The organism is Limnohabitans sp. MMS-10A-178 (assembly GCF_003063375.1).
In the GTDB taxonomy this organism is placed as follows: domain Bacteria; phylum Pseudomonadota; class Gammaproteobacteria; order Burkholderiales; family Burkholderiaceae_C; genus Limnohabitans_A.
The window spans coordinates 156,326-175,003 of sequence record NZ_NERY01000004.1; the positions used below are offsets into that span (position 1 = coordinate 156,326).

Below are 18,678 nucleotides of genomic sequence, written 5' to 3' on the forward strand. Positions count from 1 at the left end.
TGCTGATCTTTATGGCAGCAGGTTAGTGCGATGAATCAGCGCAACAAGCTACGCCTTCTTTACCGTCTCACATCAGAACGGGTTTAGCAGCTCAATTCAATCGGCGAGCAACCTTCTTCTTGTTCGTATAACTTATTTATACGGACATTCTGTTTTATCGGGGCTTAGCAGCTATTTTTTGGAAATTCGAAGAGTCGAGTAGCTGGATTGGCACAAAAACGCTTGTAGGGCATTTAAAGCTGTCTATCAAAACCACGCACCAAAGAAAATTAGCATTTTCTTTACCAGTGTTGATTTCATTGAAGAATTTATGCCCTTAAATTCGGTTGTCCTTTTTCACAAAAGAAAACAAACTTGTGTACGACTTTTTATTTGTTTCGAGGAATTGAAAAAATGGCACAAGCAAAAACTTTTACTAAAGAGGAATTTGAAGAGCTTCTCGACTTCGTATCAAAGCGCAGCTACGCGATGCGAAATCGAATGATGATTTTGATCAGCTTTTGGTCTGGAATGCGAGTTGGCGAAATTGCCAGCTTGCGAATTGAGGATGTTGTAGATACATCAGGAAAAGTAAGACGCGAAATTCGATTGGATGCTTCACAAACAAAGGGAAATCACGCTAGAACTGTTTTTTTCCCTGATAAATTGAGAGCGGAACTTCAAATCTATGTTGATGTTCGGGCAGTTAAGGATCGAAAGCAGCCATTCTTTATGACTGCTGGTGGCAAATCTTTTTCTGCGAATGTGATGACGCAGCATTTCTTTTGGCTGTATCGAAAAGCAGGCTTTGAGACTGGAAGCCACAGCGGCAGACGTAGTTTTATTACCAATCTTGCTTCCAAAGGTATTGGCGTAAGAGTCTTGGCAAGTTTGGCGGGACACAAATCAATTAGTGTGACGCAAAAATATATTGACGTGAATGATGATATGAAACGGAACGCAATTGAAATGATCTAACAATTGCTTTAATTAAGCATCTCGAATAATGACAATTCTTTCCCGCGGTTGGATGATTAAATTGTTTTGCCTTGTTCTCTCGGGCTCGTCGTAGTAGATACCTTTTACACCTGCTAATTTATTCACACTTAGCTCTGAAATTAGGTTCAGGTTCCACCAACTACTCTCAAGCTCTTTGTGCTGATCTAGTTGTCTTTGTGTAAATCGTTGTCCATTTAAGGCAACTTCTTCGTAGCTTGGGAAGATGCCTCTTTCGGCATTGGCAGTAAGTAGTCCCGCTTTTTGAATATTTCGGCTGACGGCTACTCTCATTCGGTTGTGCCTTGCTCTAACTTCATCTGGTGAACCACTCATCGATTCGTTTTTGGGGCTTACTTTGAGTAATTTTCCAATTCGATAGAGATCCGCTTTCGACGTTTCTCTCAAAGCCTCAGGTTTATTTTGCTTAAGCCACTTTGGCTTTTCAATAAGTTCTCGATGAAGGGCGTATACCTCGTGAACCTTTTGGAGAATCGGTGTTCCAAATTGAACAGGTTGGATTTTGAACTCAGCAGTAGTCAGTTCAATTCGCCTATTTAATCTAATACTTTCGTATTCTTTTAATAGTTTTCCAATATTTTTTTGAATAGTCCGAGTGCTTAGTTTCAATGGTATTTCAACCCAAATCTTGTCCTCTGCGGGTAATTGTCTTTCTCGATCAGAAGGACGTCTGGGCACTTCTTTTACTTTTGGGAATTTTTCTTCTTCGCTAAAGATTCTGTAACCACGTTCTACCCACCATTCATCAAAGTTGGTTTTGTATACATCACCGAACCGTCTGTAAACCCTGCGAAGCTTCTCATCTTGAGTAGCTATGTTGTGACCTTGTGTTGTTTGACAAACCAGCCAGTAAGCCTTGCTGAGACGAAGGCATTCCCACCACCAGCGTCGAACACTATTTCTCACATCTACGAGTGACTCCTCCGGTTTTTTGTACCGAAGTTTTCGAAGTCCTTTTAGAACGTGCTCTTGGTTATCAGGTGGTGAAAAATCTTCATTCATTATTAGTCTGCCATATGCGCGAAACAACATTTAACGGCTAAGCAGGCAAAGTGTAACTGTTAGCGATGGAAACAGAAAGCAAAAGCGATTTGGGACTGTTGTTAATGGCAACTTGAGCAGGTTGTTCAGGTTGTCTTTTTAACTTGGTTACATAAAGGAATACCAAATGACAGCAGTTATTGAGAAAACTACATCTTCTGTAAACACTACAGCTACTTTCAGTACAACTTTGCCAAATGGTCAAAAAATGACTATCAATAGTGGAGTTGAAGAATTGGAGTTTGTAAGCAATCAATTTAAAGATTTGCCGATTGAAGAGCGATTGGTTGCCGCCGAAAAAGTTCGGGATGAAATGATAGAAAACACAGACAACGAAGATAAGGAGCAATTGGATAAAGAAATCAGCGAAATGACATCTTCGTACGAGCAGCCAAAGGAACAGTATTCGGTTCCTGCGAAATTGGAATACACGATTGACGAAGATGAGGAAGAAGAAAAGATAGAGCCTAAGACGCGTCAAGCATATGTCTGGTATTTCAAAGCGCATCAGCGTCGTACAGCAATCGCTTCTTTACAAATGTGTCGCGTTGTCTACGAAGCTAGTAAGTCATTAGCAGATCTAAACTTCGACGAGTTTTGTAAAAACATTGGTTACGAACCAAAAAGCAGCACTATCCGGAAATTCACAGTTGTAGGAAAGGTGTACCCACGATTGATCAAATATGCTGATCAATTGCCAGCAGCGTGGACAAGCATCTACGCTTTGACACAAATGCCAGCCGATGAATTTGAACGTTGTATTGAAAGTGGGTACCGTTTGTGTGATCTTTCTGGTGGCGAAATTGATCAGTTAGTTAAGAAAACTCGACAGATCAATAACTTGATGTCGCCATTCAAGTTAGATAAGAAGCAAAACGCCATTTGCGTAGCAAAAGTTTATTTCACACGCACGATGGATGACGTTGATCTGCGATTGCTTCAGAAAGCATTTGATGAAGTTGCCGCTAGATTGCCAGTCAAGCTGAGTATTGAAACGCAAGTTCTCGAAATGTTCAAAGAGCGTGCCAATCAGCGTTATCAAAAGCTAAAGCAAGAAGCTCCTGAAACAGGTATCAAACCTGAAGCTTGGGACTATGGTGTTGCTGCTAATTCTGTCTATAACAAAGACGCAGCATAAGTTTGTTCCAAATAGAACAAATCATCAACTAAACGGGAGGGGGAAACCCCTCCCAATTAAGTCAAATAAACAGGAGCACTTATGACCAAGAATACATTCACCAAAGACGTACGCGAGTTCTATTTTTCAAACTACAGCCATTACAGTGAGGACTTCTCAATTGATGAGGATTTGATTTATTCGCCAGAAGAATTGAAAGATCTTCGCAAATCAATGATGCTGGAATACTGGATTGATTAAGCAATCAACAATTCATCAAGCTCTGGGACTTTAAATTCAGCTGCTAATTCTCGTAAAAGTCGACGTTGAACTTTACTAAGCGCTAGATACTGCTTGATGAATTTTTGATCTGCGTTTGAGACTTCAAATTCACCACGACCCAAATCAGCTATTAGAGTTTTTTCACGATCTATTCCGAAACGCAATTGTTCAGGACTTGTATCCAACAGTTTGGCAAGGAGTACTAACTTTTCTTGAGTTGGCAAACTTTTTCCAAGTAACCAATTTCGTGCTGTATGAGGAGTAATTAGTCTGCCCTCATACTTTGAGTTGAATAAGTTGGCAATGACAGTAGGGCTTTGCTTGAACCCTTTCGAGTCAATAGCTATGGCAAGTCGCTCTGCGAATTTTTGGTTTTCAATTTGAGTAGGTAGCAAGACAGTCCAATCAACAATGGACAGATCTTAGATTGAATTTACAAAAAACGCGATAAAGATTTAAAAATGTAAGTGCTTGTATCAATTAGTTAGGTTGTTGTCGACATCACCACTAAAGTTGTCATCAATTACAGCTGTTGATAAATCAATCTGAAACTTTAAGCCCCGAGTCTTCAAACGGTGTCAAAACCATCCGCAATAAACCTCTACTCGCTTAATACCATTAGCTGCTAGAGGCAACTTGACCGCATTTGAAAGATGAAAAGTGCCATTGAATACGGCACCCCTGTATGTGGCATTTTTCACTTTTATGACGCGAATATTTTGAAGATGGACTGTGCCCTTAACTTTGGCAAGTTTGCTTAAGTCTGGGCATTTCGTTTTGTCCCAGATTGGTCGCTCGAAATAGTGGTTCATTTTGTATCCAGATAAATGTTCCAAATATCTTAGAACTTGTTTTTATCTGTGTCTAGAGTGAAGTCAGTTTGCTTTGTAAGTGCCGTTAAGTTTTGACATAAAAAAACAGCGTGAGTTGTTAGCCCACCCTGTTCTTGCTATATCAAGTTGAAATTACTTTGCTTTTTAATCAGCCAGTTGCTTCTCTAGTGCTGCAATTTCTTCAAGCCTTTGTTGTGGTGTTGTCATTTCATTTGATCCCTATTAATTTCTTGATTTTTTTTCTTAATGGCTCTGTCAGATGCTTCTATACTTTCCGACGCCTTGGTCCAGGACGCTCTCACAGCAGCGTTAATGACAAAGCCCATACAGTAACGATTTACATCAGAGTCTTTTGGGATAAATACTCCCTTAAGAACACTACTGATGAAACGCTCTTGAGATGGTTCGCAAGTCACTCTCGATACACTTGGTCCTTCGAACTGAAACGCCCAAATCGTTCCGGCAACATCATAGAAATCCATTGCCGTGGATAAACTTTTTGAAAACTCCGGCATTTCATCTGAACTTTCGCGAAGGTAAGATTGAACTTCAAATTTAGGATCAGAAATTACACCAGAATAGTCTCTATATGAAACACCTGTCCCCACTCGCGTTTGAACTCGTCTCACTACTTGCAATATCTTTTGTGCTTTTTCAATCTTTTTTCTTTCACTTGCTATCCGCTTCTCTTCCGCTGCAATCTTTTCTGCTTCTATTTTTGCTAATGCCTCTTTTTCTTTTCTTTCACTTGCTAGCTTCTTCTCTTCTGCTGCAATCTTTTCTGCTTCTATTCTTGCTACTTCCTCTTTTTGTTTTCTATCATTCTCTTCCTGCATCATCTTTTTAGTTTGTCTATCAAAACAATCTGCTTTTTTAGCAGCATTTTTTATTGCTTGGCACTCTTGCAAACCTGTCAATGATGAAGCATAAGTTGAACTTACTACAGACAACAAAAGCAATCCAATCAATGCACCTTTGATCGCTACTTTTTCCACAGGATTTCCTTTCATTTTTTCGCAATCATACACATCTCGAAAATAGAATCAACAAACATCAAGCCAACTTATCAGCAGCCATCGTTGCCGTCAATTTAGAGTAATGCCGCTCCAACATAGTCACAGAAGTTCCCATTTGCCGCGCAAGTGTGTGAATGTCAGTGCCAGCTAATAGTTCCTGTGTAGCATAGGTATGGCGTAAGCTGTAAAGCGTTCTGTCTGTGCCTGCCTGTCCCTTTACCAAGTCCAAGTCTTCCAACAAGCGCCTAAATATCTTGTTCATTTCAAAAGGTTTGCGTCCATCTTTGAACCTGAACAATTTGACTGGCATTCTCAGCGCCAGCAAATCGTCAAAATTCAAGTCAGCGGTGTCAGTGTGAGTTGCCTTTAGTCGCTCAAGCACAGGCAGGCATTCGTGTTTGGCAATAAGCCACCTTGCGCCTGTTTTACCAGACACCCATATGCGTAAGTAGCGCACATCCTTTTCTACATACCACTCAATGTGCCGCCACTCCAAGTTCATTGACTCAGTGCCTTGTCGCATTCCTGTCAAACACAAAATATCCACCAAGTCTCGCAGCATCAGCCGCATCTCGCCTGTGTAGCCTTCCACGCCCACATACCAATTCTTCAGGAGCTGTTGAATTCGTGCTACTTCGTCGTTGGTGAAAGCAGGGCGAGCTTTTCCTTTCTCACCACGCACATTGAGTTTTGGCACTGGCACCTTATCGCTGATCCATCCTTGCTCCACTGCGGTTTTAGTGATGCGTGTGAATGCTGTAGAAAAAGTGAGTAGGGTAGAGACTTTGGGAGGACGTCTCAGTTGTGAATTTCTCCACACCTCAAATTCAGCGATGTGCTTGTTGGTGATGCTGGTCAAATACATCTGCCCAAAGAACGGTATCAAATAAGTTTCAATCACAGCGATGTATGCGGTGTAGATTTTCTTGCCTGTGCCTGCTGCGATGTCTCGCCTCATCTCAGCGACACAGCACTTTGCCATTTCATCAAATCGTTTTACCAGTGGGGTAAATCCCAAACGCTCTCTGTATCGTGCTTCGTCATATCTGTCGCAGGCAATCTGCTTGGCGTCATCGAGATTTCTGCGTCTGGTGCTAAAGCGTATCCACTTGCCTGTGTAGATGCGAAACCTTGCTTGCCAGTAGTTGCTGCGAGCTACTTTGAACAGGACAACTTCGCTGTCTCGCAAGTGGACGAGCCTACCTTCAGCAGCAGCCAATTCGTCGATGGAATCACGCTCGAGCAGCGTTTCTACACGCTTGTGCTGCTTGACTATGCTCTCAGTTTTAACAGCGTACTTAACGCTGTTTGATGCGTTTAACAGCACAGTCGTGCTGTGGGCGCCGTAGTAATTTTTAAATGAAAAAATCTCAAGTGCGTCACGCTGTTTCATTCACTAACTTTATTGTCGAACTGCTAAAAGGACAACCGAGCGATAAAGTTTTTCCAGCGTAAAAACCGTGAAAAAGTAAACACGAGTGCGCTTTAGAAAACAAAAAAGCCCAAGCTGGACTAGCATTGGGCTTGTTATGTGAACTTAACGGTATTGGCACCGTCGTCACTGTTTTTTATGATTCCATCGCTCTAACCGACTGAGCTAAAGAGCCTGAGCCAAAAATTATAGCAAACGATTGGGTTCAATTGTTAGAACTTTTGAATAAAGTTTGGGACCTTGGATAGATGTAGCTAAGTTAGCGAGCTAATGTCAGCCTAGGGTATAACTTTACAAATGATGACTCATTCAATGAAAAACTTAAGGCTGGCGATGTTGTTTTCGCTTGCATATGTATGCGTTGACTGGCTTAGTTTCATTCATCCAATGGGGCAACTCAACATAACACCTTGGAACCCGCCTGCCGCTGTTCAAGTACTTTTCTTAACTTGGGCGGGATTGCTGTGGGCACCGTGGGTGTTTATCACAATCGGATTTGCTGATTGGTTAATCCGCGATTCAGTTATCTTTTCTTCATCTGTTTTGATTGGAAATGCGATCTTGATCGGATGCTACGCAATTATTTCGTATGTATTGATCAAGCTAATGAAAGGTGTTCCAAGACTTCAAAACCGAGTTGAAGTTTTTAAGCTAAGTTTGGTTAGCGTGATTGGTGCGGCGATAACTGCAATCTTATATGTAGGTTTGCAAACTCTAATTGGCAAATTGGGAAAAGATGATTTCTTAGAGGCAAGTTATCGTTTTTTTGTAGGAGATTTATTGGGACTGATAGTTGTACTGCCGTTGGCGCTATTGTTTATAAACCCGTTCAGGCGCGAACAATTCAAACAAATGTTTTTAAGTTATTCGTTTTGGCTGTTGTTCTTGGGACTTCTAATTTGTGAGTACCTAGTCTTTTCATTGCCAATTGAAATGCAAATGAAGTACTTTTTTCCATTGTTCTTTGTGGTCGGTTTAATTGGTGCGGCTCACTCTTTGCCTGGTTCTACTTTTGCTGCCGCAGTCGTGCAAGTCCCTTTAGTGATCAGTTTTACGCAAGTGGGTGTGCTGCCCAGTGATTTGATTGATATGCAAATTGTGATGTTCACGCTGTCAATGACGGGTTTGCTCATTGGAACTGTTGTTGACGAACGATTAAACACGCAAGAAAAGTTGAAGGAAACTTTGCAACTGGTGGCTGCAGGCGAATTAGCTGGCTCTCTCGCTCACGAATTGCATCAGCCTATGAGTGCGATCAATACCTATGCGGAATCGGCTTTGCTACTGTCCTCAATTGAGAGCAAAGAAGTCAATCAAAAAAATAAAGACCGATTACGTCAAACACTAGATCAAATCATAAAGGAATCAATTCGTGCATCCGAGATTGTCCGAGGATTGAGAAGTTTCTTCATAGGTGGCACATCAAATATCAAAGAAGCGGAAGTTGAGCGGTTGGTGATAGATACAGTTTCGCAGTTAGAAAATTATGCGCAAAAATTAAGTGTGCAGATCAAGGTTGAAAAGCTCAATGAACCAGTTTCGGTGATGGTTGACATTACTCAAGTGAAAACAGCATTAGGTAACTTGATCAAAAATGCTATAGAGTCTGCCAACTCAAATGGTGTCGTTGAAGTTATGTTTACATTAGATAAACAACAACGCATTGAAATTAGCATTTTTGATACTGGTAAAACTCTTGATACTTATGAAAGCGAAATTATTTTTAAGCCCTTCTATAGTGATAAGAAAGACGGCTTAGGTTTGGGTTTGTCCATTAGTAAATCATTGATTGAAAACAATGATGGATCAATTACATACAGATCAAATCCCAGAAAATGTTTTGTTGTTTCATTACCTACAGGAAACAAAATAGATGTCTGAAAACAAACTGATTTGTATTGTTGATGATGATGCATCTGTGCGTGATTCACTGAGCTTGGTGCTTGGATTGAAAGGCTACGACTGCAGGACTTATGAAAGTGCAGAGTCTTTCCTTTCTAGTTTGCCCAATCGTCCCGCTTGTATCATTTTGGATTTGAAGATGACTGGGATGAGTGGACTTGAATTGCAAAACCGCTTGCTAAGTCAAAAAGTGCCAGTGCAAATCATTTTTTTAACTGCGTTTGCAGATGTACAAGTGATGCGCGAAGCATTTTTAGGCAATGCAGTGGACTTCTTAGAAAAGCCATTTGTACTTGAACAGCTTCTGGAATCTATCAATCGCTCATTACACAACTTATCAGCAACTACCGAAACAATTCAACATAATCAAAAATTGAGTTTGCTGACACCTCGGGAAAAAGAAGTCTTTGATGTTCTTGCCCTAGGAAAAAGCCACCGAGAGATAGGGGAGTTGTTAAAAATTAGCCCAAGAACTGTTGAGGTTCATAAGGGTAGAGTACTGGAGAAACTTGGTATCAAGACATTAGCTGACATCTTGCGAATTGCCATCAAAACTTGATTTGATATAAGGGCAGCCCGTACGTCATTATCGGATGTACAAACTTGATGAGGTTTTCTATATTGGTGCAACTATTGAAAGTTGCAAATGCCTTCTTCAAATTCCAATCCCACCGCCATCGGCTTCATAATGTCAGGGGTTTTGGTTCTTGTTGTTTCGTTAGTGGTTCATCTCTTGACTGAAAATCCCACTGGCTTGTATTTTGTGTCGCTAGGATTTCTTGTAATTGGTGTTCTGTTAAATTTTGTTGATGACAAATAGTTCAAGTCTTGACTATTTCAATGTAATTCAGATGGACGTTTCGTTTGGATCAACAAGTTACAAGTAAAGTCAAGTTATCCTGTTCTAAAGATTTATCTTCTTTGTCGTCTTCAAGGATCCAATATGTTTCAAGTAGTCGTTCAGTCCGCTATGCGCCTACTGAAATCAAAAAAATTTCGCTTACCTCCACCGCCCACTGATGCTTCAGAAACAGATAAAAAATATGAATCTAAAGACAAAACAGGGCTCATCTTGATTCTTATGATTGGTGGCGGAGTATTTTTGATGGCTATGTTCTCAAATCTACCAAGTAACTAAATTTTTTTAAGGTTGTATTCTTTTGTTTGGGGTCTAGGAGGATGCCCACCTATTTTTACCCCCTGCGTAAAAATCGTTGAGTCAGGTTTGAGTTCGGCGGTTCTACCGTGCTCGTGGCTTGGTGTGGAGATCAGGTGTCGTTTTACACGACAGTTGGTTTTGGGGTTCGCTTGATACGTCAGGAAAAAGTCAGAAAATAACTTAAAACCTTTTTAAAGGTGTATTTACTTTTTTTGTTTTCCCAAAAATATAGTGGCGCCGTTTAAGCCTGCGAAAACTTGAAAATGTAAATTAGCAGGGAGTAGGAACTCCTCCTCCAGTTGGAATCTGTAGGTACCTGATGCTGTTTGAATTTCTAGATTCCCTGTTAGAACCATTCCTAGAATAATTCGATCTGTGTGCTGTAAGCAAGTGCTTTGAAACGGCTTAAGCGTTCTCAAATTACCTCTATGAAATCCTCGTTCAATCAAACTTGAACTGTAGTCTGAGATCAGTTTGCTTAAATTGGTTTTTTGTGCAGTCACATCAGCCTCCAGCAAGCAGATAAATTTTCTTAGTTCAATTTAGAATTTCGAATAACCATACCTTTTCTTTGCTTTTTAAAATCTAAATATGTCATTTGAATGAACAGAAAATTAAATTTTTGAATAACACCCAAAACTGATCCACCCAAATCGCAGATCCAAGTTGAGTTTTTGAGCAATGATTAGATTCTCAGTACTTTTAAATAAAGGTTGAAGTCTTTAAGGATGAGCTTCAAAAGGACAAACGTAAAAATCGTTGAGTCAGGTTTAGTTTCTGCGGGTCTACCGTGCTACTGGGTGGAGTGGAGATCAGGTGTCGTTTTACACGACAGCGGGTGTGTGGGTGAACCTAGCAATTGTTCATTGTTGACATCTTCATTTCCAGTGTGGCAATAATAAATGTATGCACACACACGAGGAGATATCGATATGCAAATTGTTGAATTAATACTATCAAAGGCTCAAACACTCAAAGTTGGTGAAGTGTCATTGATTGATGGCAAGAAGTCCATGTGTATCAATGTTGATGGTTATTTCGGTGGTGGACAAGGCCCAGTTTGGGCCACTGAAGGCACAAAGATAGTTTTCACCACACTCAACCACTGCTCATTGGTGGAAGGCATATGTACCAAGGTCTATCCAGATTGCCTCAATGTGACCATAGAACTCACAAAAGCTAACACTTGGGGGAAATATGTCACTGGCACGAAAGTTCGACTGCACATATCATCCATTCACAGATATCACCTAGCTACAAGTGACACAGAACTATTACTGGAATCTTCAAGAAAACATGCAGCTGAAGTCTTCAACAAGAAGGCTTTTCAAAACATCTCACTCAAAGAGATTCATGAAGCCATTGAATCCGAGCATCATCTAAAGGTGAGAGATCGGATTGGCAAAGTAAATTATCAGTACTTACAGGATGTCATCGGCTTGTACCTACGCATTTCTAAAAAAGTGGGTGCAAAAGATGTTGGCGGTAATCGATCACAGATAGATCAACTTATCAGTAGATTGCATGATCGAATCAAGGAATTCAAAGCCGATTGAAACTATTGCAATCGCCTTTCAATCATTCAATAGCCTTCCAATTCACTCAAGAATTACATACCGTAGGTATGGTTAGCTAATCTTAAGCTGAATTTGACAGACCGACTTATTTCATGGTTTGCTAAAAAAGGAAAAATAACCAAAGGAACGTGTTGACTCATATCGAACTTAGCAATTTATCCACTGATGCCGACCGAGCTTTAGGTAGTGTTATGGGAGCACTTATTGGTGACGCTGCAGGCGGCATATTTGAATTCATGGGTAGGCCACCCACACTTCGAGAAGCTCAAGCAGCTCTTAATTTACCCGGTGGTGGAGTGTTTGACCTCGCTCCAGGACAATTTACCGATGATGGTGAAATGACAATGGCTTTGTTAGGGGCAATAGATAAAGGCAAAGGAGCCTACAGACAGGAGCTTGCAGCACATGCTTATTGTGAGTGGGAACAGTCGAACCCATTCGACATTGGCCTTGCTACAAGGGCTGCATTAAGTGTTCCAAAGGCTGCAATGAGTAATTCCAAATCTCTTGCAAAACTTGTTTGCTCCCAAGCACTTGAACACAATTCCGCATCAAAAGCGAATGGTTGCATGATGAGGGCAACTCCACTGGGAATAGCGGCAACAGGGTGCAATATTGAAGAGACTATTGAAATGGTGACTTCGGATGTTGTACTCACGCATCCAAACAAAGACTGCATTGATTCAACAGTTGCATATGTACTTGCATTGCGACATTTGATTTTGCATGATGGCGACGACGTGGGTGCAATAAAAACTGCAAACAGCTATCTGTCTAGTAACAACCATTCAGTTCTGGGTTGGTTAGACCAAGCGATGGAAGGAAAAATCGATCCAGTTACAAAGCAAATTGGTTTCGTAAAGCATGGCTTCACATTGGCATTTCACTTTTTAGCCTATCAATACAGCTACGAAGAAGCAATTGTTCAAACCTTATTAAAGTCTGGGGATACAGATACAAATGCTTGTATTGTGGGCGGAATGATTGGAGCAAAAATTGGTGCACACAATATTTCAAAACGATCAGTACAAATATTGCTCAACAATTCAAATAAATCTAGGCCATTGCAGCTTCAAGCTTCAATGCTTACTAAATATTTGAGTTACTTTTATGATTTCAATTTAGAAATTAAAAAGTACGCTGCAGTCGTTACTTAAATGAGGTCACTTATGAAAACAGATCTAGAAAAATATTTTTATCTAATGGCATTTTTATTGATATTTTTTTTTGGTGTCTATTGGATCAAAGGCTTGGTTGAAAGTTATGAACCACCTAGCGGATTAGTAGTTAACATGCAGGCCGAAATTATTAAAAAAAGTGATAAGCAAAAGGAATTAAGACAAGGCGCTAAATTTTGGCAACATCAACTTGATGAAGTCCGTAAGGCAATAAAAGAACCCGAAGAGGTCATTGCCTTGAGTCATCAGTTGAATGAAATTAAGAACAGAAATTATGAAATAAAAAAATCAATTGAGGCTAGTGTGGAAAAGACGTTAATTGAAAGTGGTCTAAATACACCAGAGGCGCAAAGTCGTAGGGCGGCTAGAAAAGAAATAGAACGAATAGAGGAAAAGTTAGAAAATTCAGAAACCACTAGTTATCTTCAAAGCAGATATGATGCTGCAATTAAAAGACAACCAGCGTTGCTGAATCTTGAAGAAATTATTTCTTTAAAATTAAACAACTTCAAAAATTAAATAAAAAATCTAATAAAGACTTCACCGAAATTTAGGTTCAGGTTTGTTTAATCGGCATAAAAGAGCGAAATAAATTAAGCCTGCAACTAATTGGCTATGTCGCGGAAATAGATTTGTTTTAAATCAGATATCTTTAAGAGCAAAGTAGAACGGATCCATCCCATGAGAACATGACTGACTTTGAACCAACTGAATAAGATTCCTTTGCATTTTCCCTTACAGTGCCATTAAGAGCGAGCCGTCGCATTCTTTCACTTCGACTCAAGCCCGGCGCGCAATGATCTGTAGAGTCTGATGAAATTGGTTTGTCTCCTTTTGGAGGCCTAGCTGCCGGTTGAACAATTTCAGGGATCTTAGTTTTAAATGTCCAGCCAATGCTTAAATTACTGAATTTTTCGTATGTTGCAGTACTAATAGGAACTGTGAATTGGTAACGTAATCCTTCAGGCTTGCCGCCAACTTCGACAGTAGTGAAATTATTAATTTTTATGCGTTGGTCAAACAATTCAAAATTGTCAGCATCAGTGAAATTCAAAATAAATTCTGCATCTTGGTTTTTTTGAGATAGTGAAGGATGTGTCAAATAAGCAGGGTAACCTTCAAAGTTTAGTTGGACAAAAAGAGAGCCATTTACGACTTTGGTTTTTGCTTTTGCAATGAAACCAATATCGTTGAGGTCATAGGACCATTCTCTAACTGCCTCGTATTTCTCGTTTTTCTTTTTTTGGTAAGCGTCACCAATTGCGTTGTATGCATAAACAATCACGACTACGCCAAGAGCAGCAAAAAAAAGTGATGCAGAAAGTTTGCCAATTGATCTAAAGAAATTTTTGGCTTTAGTGATGAATTGGTTCATATATTTTGACTGAGTGACTTAATCGTGAGTGGTTGTAGTCATGGCTGTGCCAGAGAAAAAGAAAAATTAACACAATTGGTTAACTTAACCATTTTGAAGAGAATTTGCAAGCAAATTTGAACCACCACGATCGCAGATGCCATTCGATTTATCTGCAAATACATCCAAATATCAATCGTCCAGTAACAAGACGCTGGCAGAACAAAGGCGCAATTAAGCGCCTTTGTCCATTTAAAAGCCTTTACTGAGCAAACCCATCCCTGAGCTTGAGGGCAGCGGCTTCAATCTGTGTGTCCAGCTCTCCGTTAAGTACGGCAGTTTTGATCAGCTCCAGTGTGGGTACCAAGTCTTTTTCCGTGCCAACTTCCACTGCTACTTTGCCCCGAGCTAGTTCCAGCACCTTGGTGCCATAGCGCACTGACAAGGCAAGTTTTCCTGATTCAGTGGTGAACCACCAAGGTCGAACTCGCTTGGGTGTTTCTACTTGACGGCGTATGCCAGTGTCGTGTTCCACGACACTTCGGAACTTGACTGGCGCAAAGACAGTTCCAGCGGCTTGAGCTCGGGCAAGTTCGCATTGTTCCCATAAACGAAGAATTAACTTATTCCTACGAAGTTGGACGGCGGGAACGCTGGTTGGTTTAACTGCTGCGCTGAGTTTGAGTGTTGATAAAGTAGCCATGTGCTTTTCCTTTCAAATGTTGATAAAGCACAGGTAATTTTGTTACCGAGTGGGTTTGTAGAGCAACCTGAGTCCGTTCATTTTGGCGGGTCATTGGTCAAGGTGTCGTGTTACACGACACTTCAGTTCGGTGGGTAATTAGTCAAGGTGTCGTGTTACACGACACTTAGTAGCGTTTTGAACTTACCGATCCAAGCAACTTAATTGGACTGAAGTTTGGCAAATGATTTCTGTATGTCAGCTAATCTCTTTTGCTGCTTTGAGACTTTTAATCTATCGGCGGCTTTATCAGCTCGTTGTTTGAGTGCATCTGCTTGCAAGTCCTCTGGTGACTTTGGTTTGATAGTTTGAATTTCATGTAGTCGCATAGCTTGACCTCAACAAATCACAATTGGTGGCGCAGAGAAGTCGTGCTCGCTGTTCATGTAGGCTCTAGCTATGGATTTCATCACTAGTTTTCGTACTGCAATATTCTGTGTTTCCAATGTCTGCATTCGTCGTGCCACTTCTTGAGCAATCATTGATTGAAGTTCAGTGATGCGCTTGTTTGGGTTATTCGAACTTTTTTGATCAAGTAATTCAGATAGGAAAAGTAAGCTGTTTGTTGATATGTCCAAGTTCTGTGCAGTGATGCTTCCGTAATAGCCTTCGCTCTTTCCAAGGTACCTGCTGAATGTTCTGGCTGTGACATCAGGTAATGCCATTGATGTCATCTCAAATAGTTGTTTTGTAAAGTTCATAGTTTGTCTCCTGTATAAAGTATTTATATCGCTAGCTAAAGCTAGCAGCGAAACAGATTTGTCTTCGAGCAAATCCGTATCGCATTTATTTCTTTCAAACTGAAATAGTCGATTTGAAGTAAAAATATTGATAGTGAAATAACATTTAGATGTCATTCACTAGGAACCATATGCCACGCCTGTCGGCGCGACGACATTCACTGAGGTTTCTCATACTGTATATACACAACTTGATTGAACAAGAAAGGCAGGTTTTGCGATCTCCTTTTATGTGCGTGTCCTTACGCAAGCAGTTGACGACTTATACAGCAGCCTTTGTCAGCGCTTTGTGGGTTAACTCTTCCGAGCGTGGCTTCCCATCTCACATTATTAATTTCTTAGAAATATTCCTACCTGAGAATGACTTTGTTGTAAGTCAATCTATCCAAGCCAGTGCAAACGTTATTCCCCGAAGCGAGTCGTTTGATGCATCCCTTTCGGGGTAGTGCACAGACCCAGCGCAACAAGCTACGCCTACTTTACCGTCTCACATCAGAACGGGTTTAGCAGCTCAATTCAATCGGCGAGCAACCTTCATCTTGTTTGTATAACTTATTTATACCCATATTCAGTTTTAAAGCGTCTTAGCTGCAATTTTTCAGGATTTCGAAGAGCTGAGTAGCGAGAGTGCCAGAAAAACGCTTGTAGGGTATTTAAAACTGTCGGGTAAATCTAAGTACCAAAGAAAATACGCATTTTCTTTAGCGCCGTTGATTTCATTGAAGAAATTACGCCTCCAAATTCGGTTGTCCTTTTCCGCAAAAGAAAACAAACTTGTGCATCACTTTTTATTTGTTAGGGGAAATTTCACAAATGGCACAAGCAAAAACTTTTACCGCTGAAGAATTTGATGCGCTGCTGGACTTTGTATCAAAGCGCAGCTACGCGATGCGAAATCGAATGATGATTTTGATCAGCTTTTGGTCTGGCATGCGAGTTGGCGAAATTGCCAGCCTGCGAATTGAAGATGTCGTAGATGCATCGGGTAAAGTGAAACGAGAAATTCGTTTAGATGCATCACAGACAAAAGGGCATCATGCTAGAACTGTATTCTTCCCTGAGAAGTTGGCAGCAGAACTTCAAGTTTATGTTGATGCTCGCGCAGTGAAAGAACGCAAGCAGCCATTCTTTATGACGGCTGGTGGTAAAGCGTTTTCGGCTAACGTCATGACGCAGCACTTCTTTTGGCTATACCGAAAAGCAGGATTTGAAACTGGAAGCCACAGCGGAAGACGAAGCTTTATTACCAATCTAGCTTCAAAAGGTATTGGAGTCCGTGTTTTAGCAAGCCTCGCTGGACATTTAGATTATCGGGTCACCATGAAATACATCGACGCCAATGATGACATGAAACGAAATGCGGTTGAACTTATTTAACTTCGTCACTTAGCGGCTTGATGCTTGGGAAGGTTCCCTCAGTGGCATTCCATATTAAGTTTCGAGCTTGTTTTAAATACCTGCTTACCGAAATTCCCATTCGAACTTTTTCTTGCTGCAATGTCATCAGTTCGCCAGCAGTAGATCGTGCCTGCAAGTCCAACTCAATGCCGGCTCGTTCACCAAGTTGCCAAAGTGTTAGTTCAGGTTTTCTAATACGCAACTCATATAAGTCGAGCATTTTTGTAATCGTTTCTTTTCGTAACTTTGATTTTGCAAGTTTTCTTCTTGCAGTACTTTGCTCACGCGGAATAACTGCCCTATCGGCATATGCTTCTTTAAGAAGCTTATTGATTTGCCTAACTACAGTACTTTTTCGGACGTTCAGCGGAACTTCAATAACTATCTTGTCTCTGAAATTTGTAATGTCATCCAAATCACGTCGATGGCGATGAACTTGAACCTTGGGTATCAATTTGCGTTCAGCAAACAAGTACCTACCAATAATGCGCCACCACTGCTCGAATCGCATATCAACTACATCGCCGAAATCACCATATACGTGTTTCAGTCTGCCTTTGCCGCTGTTGCTGCAGCAATGCTGGTACTCCTCGCTTAACTTCAAGCAGCGATACCAAAGTGCATACCAACTATTCCTAGCCTGCCTCAGTTCATCCGAAATTTCATCAAGACGATTTTGCGAGATGGGAGATCTCGGTCGAAGTGTTCTAGGAATTTCTTTAAGTTGAACTGGTTGATCGTTATTTGCGTCATTCATCAGCATATGTTACCAATAAAAAATACATATCTTTAAATTTATATTTTTCAAGTTAATAAATAATTCACATTTAGCCATGTATTTGTTAGCTTATTAGCACGTATAAGTTACAAAAATTAAGATAGATTTGTTTTGTGATAGCTAAGGTTACATTCACTCATCGATTCAACGAACACACAAAAAGTTGATGAGATACCAGCAGCAGATTCCCTGATGTTGGGTTTTTGAAAATCTTTTTTAAAGGAAACAAAATGGCTAATTCAGTAACTTCCGTGGGTTCTACAACCTCTTCTTCAACTGTCGTGGAAAACGACACCTTCAGCCTGTCTGGAGCATCCGTAACAGTACAAGCCACTGGCACAGTGGTTAAGTCTTCGAAATCAGCTGCTGCTGTTATCAACGACTTAATCGCTGAAAAGGACGCTTGGTTCACAAATGCTTACAAGACCAGCAACGACCAGTTGTATGCCTTGTTGGCTAAGTGCTACGAGTTCTATGAGCAGTTAAAAACCGGCGATGACGCTGCCAAGTTGCGAAAAGAGCTTGATGCATACATTTCTGAAAAGAACTACATGTTCAGTGCAGGCTCACACACACTGACAAAAATCGTCAAGTGCGTGTTTGGCGCTGACCGTCGCCGAGTAAGTGCTTACTCAATTGTTTTACGAACTGCCTTGGCAAACCAGCTCAAAGTAGCCGACATCGCAGACTTCATTCGCGAAAGTGGCGGCGTCGAGGAAGTTCGCTTGGCAAAGTCACCCAACGCAATGTCTGCCAAGCAAAAAGCTGAAGCTGGTGCCGACTCGTTGACCAGCAAAACTATTGTCAATGTCACTGCGCCAGCATTCAGCGAAAAACTGGATGCAGGAAACATTGGCAAGCCCGTAGTGCTGCTAGGCACTTGGAATGCAGACGGAAGTATCTCTGTGCATTCGTTCATGAATAGTGCTGGCGCAGTGAATGCTGCACTCGTTGCTCACTTTGCTCAAGTCAAGGCAGTTGCAGATGCCAAGAAAGCAGAAGTAACAGCCGCCAACGACAGTCAGATTGCAAAAGACGCTGTTACACAAGCAGTCGCGGAAGCCAAAACTTTGGCTCTTGCCGCTTGAAAGTAAATGGGGTGGGCTATTAACGCCCACCCTAATTAAACCAAT

Annotated in this window: 19 protein-coding genes; 11 read left to right on the forward strand and 8 right to left on the reverse strand. The window is 40.9% G+C overall.

Going from position 1 to position 18,678, the window contains the following annotated elements:
- Nucleotides 1–393 precede the first annotated feature (393 nt).
- The gene (locus B9Z32_RS13930; RefSeq protein WP_108422033.1) at nt 394–957 is read left to right on the forward strand and encodes a site-specific integrase; all 564 of its coding nucleotides are present in this window, start codon (nt 394–396) and stop codon (nt 955–957) included.
- A 12-nt stretch (nt 958–969) separates the two neighbouring features.
- Here B9Z32_RS13930 and B9Z32_RS13935 read toward each other — a convergent pair whose 3' ends face one another.
- Entirely contained in the window at nt 970–1,998 is a 1,029-nt protein-coding gene (locus B9Z32_RS13935) for a hypothetical protein (protein ID WP_146179501.1), read from the reverse strand.
- 166 nt (nt 1,999–2,164) lie between these two features.
- Here B9Z32_RS13935 and B9Z32_RS13940 point away from each other — a divergent pair, with 166 nt between their 5' ends.
- Both B9Z32_RS13940 and B9Z32_RS14155 read left to right on the forward strand, forming a co-directional pair.
- Nucleotides 2,165–3,175, forward strand: a complete 1,011-nt coding sequence (locus B9Z32_RS13940) for a hypothetical protein (protein WP_108422035.1) — start codon at nt 2,165–2,167, stop codon at nt 3,173–3,175.
- Nucleotides 3,176–3,256: 81 nt separating this feature from the next.
- Complete coding sequence (locus tag B9Z32_RS14155; protein WP_158268232.1) at nt 3,257–3,415, forward strand: hypothetical protein; 159 nt, start codon at nt 3,257–3,259, stop codon at nt 3,413–3,415.
- On the opposite strand, the gene B9Z32_RS13945 is transcribed toward B9Z32_RS14155, so the two are convergent.
- The 3 genes from B9Z32_RS13945 to B9Z32_RS13955 all read right to left on the reverse strand — a co-directional run bounded on the left by B9Z32_RS13945 (nt 3,412) and on the right by B9Z32_RS13955 (nt 6,678).
- Nucleotides 3,412–3,831, reverse strand: coding sequence for a hypothetical protein (locus B9Z32_RS13945; RefSeq protein WP_108422036.1), 420 nt, complete (start codon nt 3,829–3,831; stop codon nt 3,412–3,414). The two genes, B9Z32_RS14155 and B9Z32_RS13945, sit on opposite strands and share 4 nt — an antisense overlap.
- A gap of 641 nt (nt 3,832–4,472) precedes the next feature.
- Nucleotides 4,473–5,264 (reverse strand): hypothetical protein, encoded by a 792-nt coding sequence (locus tag B9Z32_RS13950; protein WP_146179502.1) that lies wholly within the window; start codon nt 5,262–5,264, stop codon nt 4,473–4,475.
- Between the two features lie 58 nt (nt 5,265–5,322).
- Nucleotides 5,323–6,678 carry a site-specific integrase gene (locus B9Z32_RS13955; protein WP_233248334.1) on the reverse strand — a complete coding sequence of 452 codons (1,356 nt, stop codon included), beginning with the start codon at nt 6,676–6,678 and terminating at the stop codon, nt 5,323–5,325.
- A gap of 336 nt (nt 6,679–7,014) precedes the next feature.
- Between B9Z32_RS13955 and B9Z32_RS13960 the strand changes: the two genes are divergently transcribed.
- The 6 genes from B9Z32_RS13960 (at nt 7,015) to B9Z32_RS13990 (ending at nt 13,052) form a co-directional block, all read left to right on the forward strand.
- A complete protein-coding gene (locus B9Z32_RS13960) occupies nt 7,015–8,598 on the forward strand; it encodes an ATP-binding protein (RefSeq protein WP_108422038.1) in 1,584 nt (527 codons plus the stop codon).
- The gene (locus B9Z32_RS13965; protein ID WP_108422039.1) at nt 8,591–9,178 is read left to right on the forward strand and encodes a response regulator transcription factor; all 588 of its coding nucleotides are present in this window, start codon (nt 8,591–8,593) and stop codon (nt 9,176–9,178) included. Before B9Z32_RS13960 ends, B9Z32_RS13965 begins: the two co-directional genes overlap by 8 nt.
- Nucleotides 9,179–9,562: 384 nt before the next feature.
- Complete coding sequence (locus B9Z32_RS13970) at nt 9,563–9,757, forward strand: hypothetical protein (RefSeq protein ID WP_108422040.1); 195 nt, start codon at nt 9,563–9,565, stop codon at nt 9,755–9,757.
- A 953-nt stretch (nt 9,758–10,710) separates the two neighbouring features.
- A complete protein-coding gene (locus B9Z32_RS13980; protein WP_146179503.1) occupies nt 10,711–11,334 on the forward strand; it encodes a hypothetical protein in 624 nt (207 codons plus the stop codon).
- A gap of 149 nt (nt 11,335–11,483) precedes the next feature.
- A complete protein-coding gene (locus tag B9Z32_RS13985; RefSeq protein WP_158268233.1) occupies nt 11,484–12,512 on the forward strand; it encodes an ADP-ribosylglycohydrolase family protein in 1,029 nt (342 codons plus the stop codon).
- A gap of 12 nt (nt 12,513–12,524) precedes the next feature.
- Nucleotides 12,525–13,052, forward strand: a complete 528-nt coding sequence (locus B9Z32_RS13990) for a hypothetical protein (RefSeq protein WP_146179505.1) — start codon at nt 12,525–12,527, stop codon at nt 13,050–13,052.
- A gap of 133 nt (nt 13,053–13,185) precedes the next feature.
- Here the strand turns inward: B9Z32_RS13990 and B9Z32_RS13995 are convergent, their stop codons facing one another.
- The 3 genes from B9Z32_RS13995 to B9Z32_RS14005 form a co-directional block, all read right to left on the reverse strand.
- Nucleotides 13,186–13,908, reverse strand: a complete 723-nt coding sequence (locus B9Z32_RS13995; protein WP_108422045.1) for a hypothetical protein — start codon at nt 13,906–13,908, stop codon at nt 13,186–13,188.
- A 241-nt stretch (nt 13,909–14,149) separates the two neighbouring features.
- Nucleotides 14,150–14,590 carry a DUF6641 family protein gene (locus B9Z32_RS14000; protein WP_108422046.1) on the reverse strand — a complete coding sequence of 147 codons (441 nt, stop codon included), beginning with the start codon at nt 14,588–14,590 and terminating at the stop codon, nt 14,150–14,152.
- A gap of 377 nt (nt 14,591–14,967) precedes the next feature.
- The gene (locus B9Z32_RS14005) at nt 14,968–15,330 is read right to left on the reverse strand and encodes a hypothetical protein (protein ID WP_146179506.1); all 363 of its coding nucleotides are present in this window, start codon (nt 15,328–15,330) and stop codon (nt 14,968–14,970) included.
- Between the two features lie 852 nt (nt 15,331–16,182).
- On the opposite strand from B9Z32_RS14005, the gene B9Z32_RS14010 reads away from it, so the two are divergent.
- Nucleotides 16,183–16,746: a site-specific integrase gene (locus tag B9Z32_RS14010; protein ID WP_108422048.1), complete on the forward strand. Its 564-nt coding sequence runs from the start codon at nt 16,183–16,185 to the stop codon at nt 16,744–16,746.
- Here B9Z32_RS14010 and B9Z32_RS14015 read toward each other — a convergent pair.
- Nucleotides 16,739–17,524, reverse strand: coding sequence for a hypothetical protein (locus B9Z32_RS14015; protein WP_146179507.1), 786 nt, complete (start codon nt 17,522–17,524; stop codon nt 16,739–16,741). The genes B9Z32_RS14010 and B9Z32_RS14015 overlap by 8 nt on opposite strands.
- Nucleotides 17,525–17,775: 251 nt before the next feature.
- Between B9Z32_RS14015 and B9Z32_RS14020 the strand changes: the two genes are divergently transcribed.
- A complete protein-coding gene (locus B9Z32_RS14020; protein ID WP_108422050.1) occupies nt 17,776–18,633 on the forward strand; it encodes a hypothetical protein in 858 nt (285 codons plus the stop codon).
- Nucleotides 18,634–18,678: the final 45 nt, after the last annotated feature.

Coding starts and splice junctions, on each gene's coding strand:
- B9Z32_RS13930 (WP_108422033.1), top strand. CDS start 394: ATGGCACAAGCAAAAACTTTTACTAAAGAGGAATTTGAAGAGCTTCTC.
- B9Z32_RS13935 (WP_146179501.1), bottom strand. CDS start 1,998: ATGAATGAAGATTTTTCACCACCTGATAACCAAGAGCACGTTCTAAAA.
- B9Z32_RS13940 (WP_108422035.1), top strand. CDS start 2,165: ATGACAGCAGTTATTGAGAAAACTACATCTTCTGTAAACACTACAGCT.
- B9Z32_RS14155 (WP_158268232.1), top strand. CDS start 3,257: ATGACCAAGAATACATTCACCAAAGACGTACGCGAGTTCTATTTTTCA.
- B9Z32_RS13955 (WP_233248334.1), bottom strand. CDS start 6,678: ATGAAACAGCGTGACGCACTTGAGATTTTTTCATTTAAAAATTACTAC.
- B9Z32_RS13960 (WP_108422038.1), top strand. CDS start 7,015: ATGATGACTCATTCAATGAAAAACTTAAGGCTGGCGATGTTGTTTTCG.
- B9Z32_RS13965 (WP_108422039.1), top strand. CDS start 8,591: ATGTCTGAAAACAAACTGATTTGTATTGTTGATGATGATGCATCTGTG.
- B9Z32_RS13970 (WP_108422040.1), top strand. CDS start 9,563: ATGTTTCAAGTAGTCGTTCAGTCCGCTATGCGCCTACTGAAATCAAAA.
- B9Z32_RS13980 (WP_146179503.1), top strand. CDS start 10,711: ATGCAAATTGTTGAATTAATACTATCAAAGGCTCAAACACTCAAAGTT.
- B9Z32_RS13990 (WP_146179505.1), top strand. CDS start 12,525: ATGAAAACAGATCTAGAAAAATATTTTTATCTAATGGCATTTTTATTG.
- B9Z32_RS13995 (WP_108422045.1), bottom strand. CDS start 13,908: ATGAACCAATTCATCACTAAAGCCAAAAATTTCTTTAGATCAATTGGC.
- B9Z32_RS14000 (WP_108422046.1), bottom strand. CDS start 14,590: ATGGCTACTTTATCAACACTCAAACTCAGCGCAGCAGTTAAACCAACC.
- B9Z32_RS14005 (WP_146179506.1), bottom strand. CDS start 15,330: ATGAACTTTACAAAACAACTATTTGAGATGACATCAATGGCATTACCT.
- B9Z32_RS14010 (WP_108422048.1), top strand. CDS start 16,183: ATGGCACAAGCAAAAACTTTTACCGCTGAAGAATTTGATGCGCTGCTG.
- B9Z32_RS14015 (WP_146179507.1), bottom strand. CDS start 17,524: ATGAATGACGCAAATAACGATCAACCAGTTCAACTTAAAGAAATTCCT.
- B9Z32_RS14020 (WP_108422050.1), top strand. CDS start 17,776: ATGGCTAATTCAGTAACTTCCGTGGGTTCTACAACCTCTTCTTCAACT.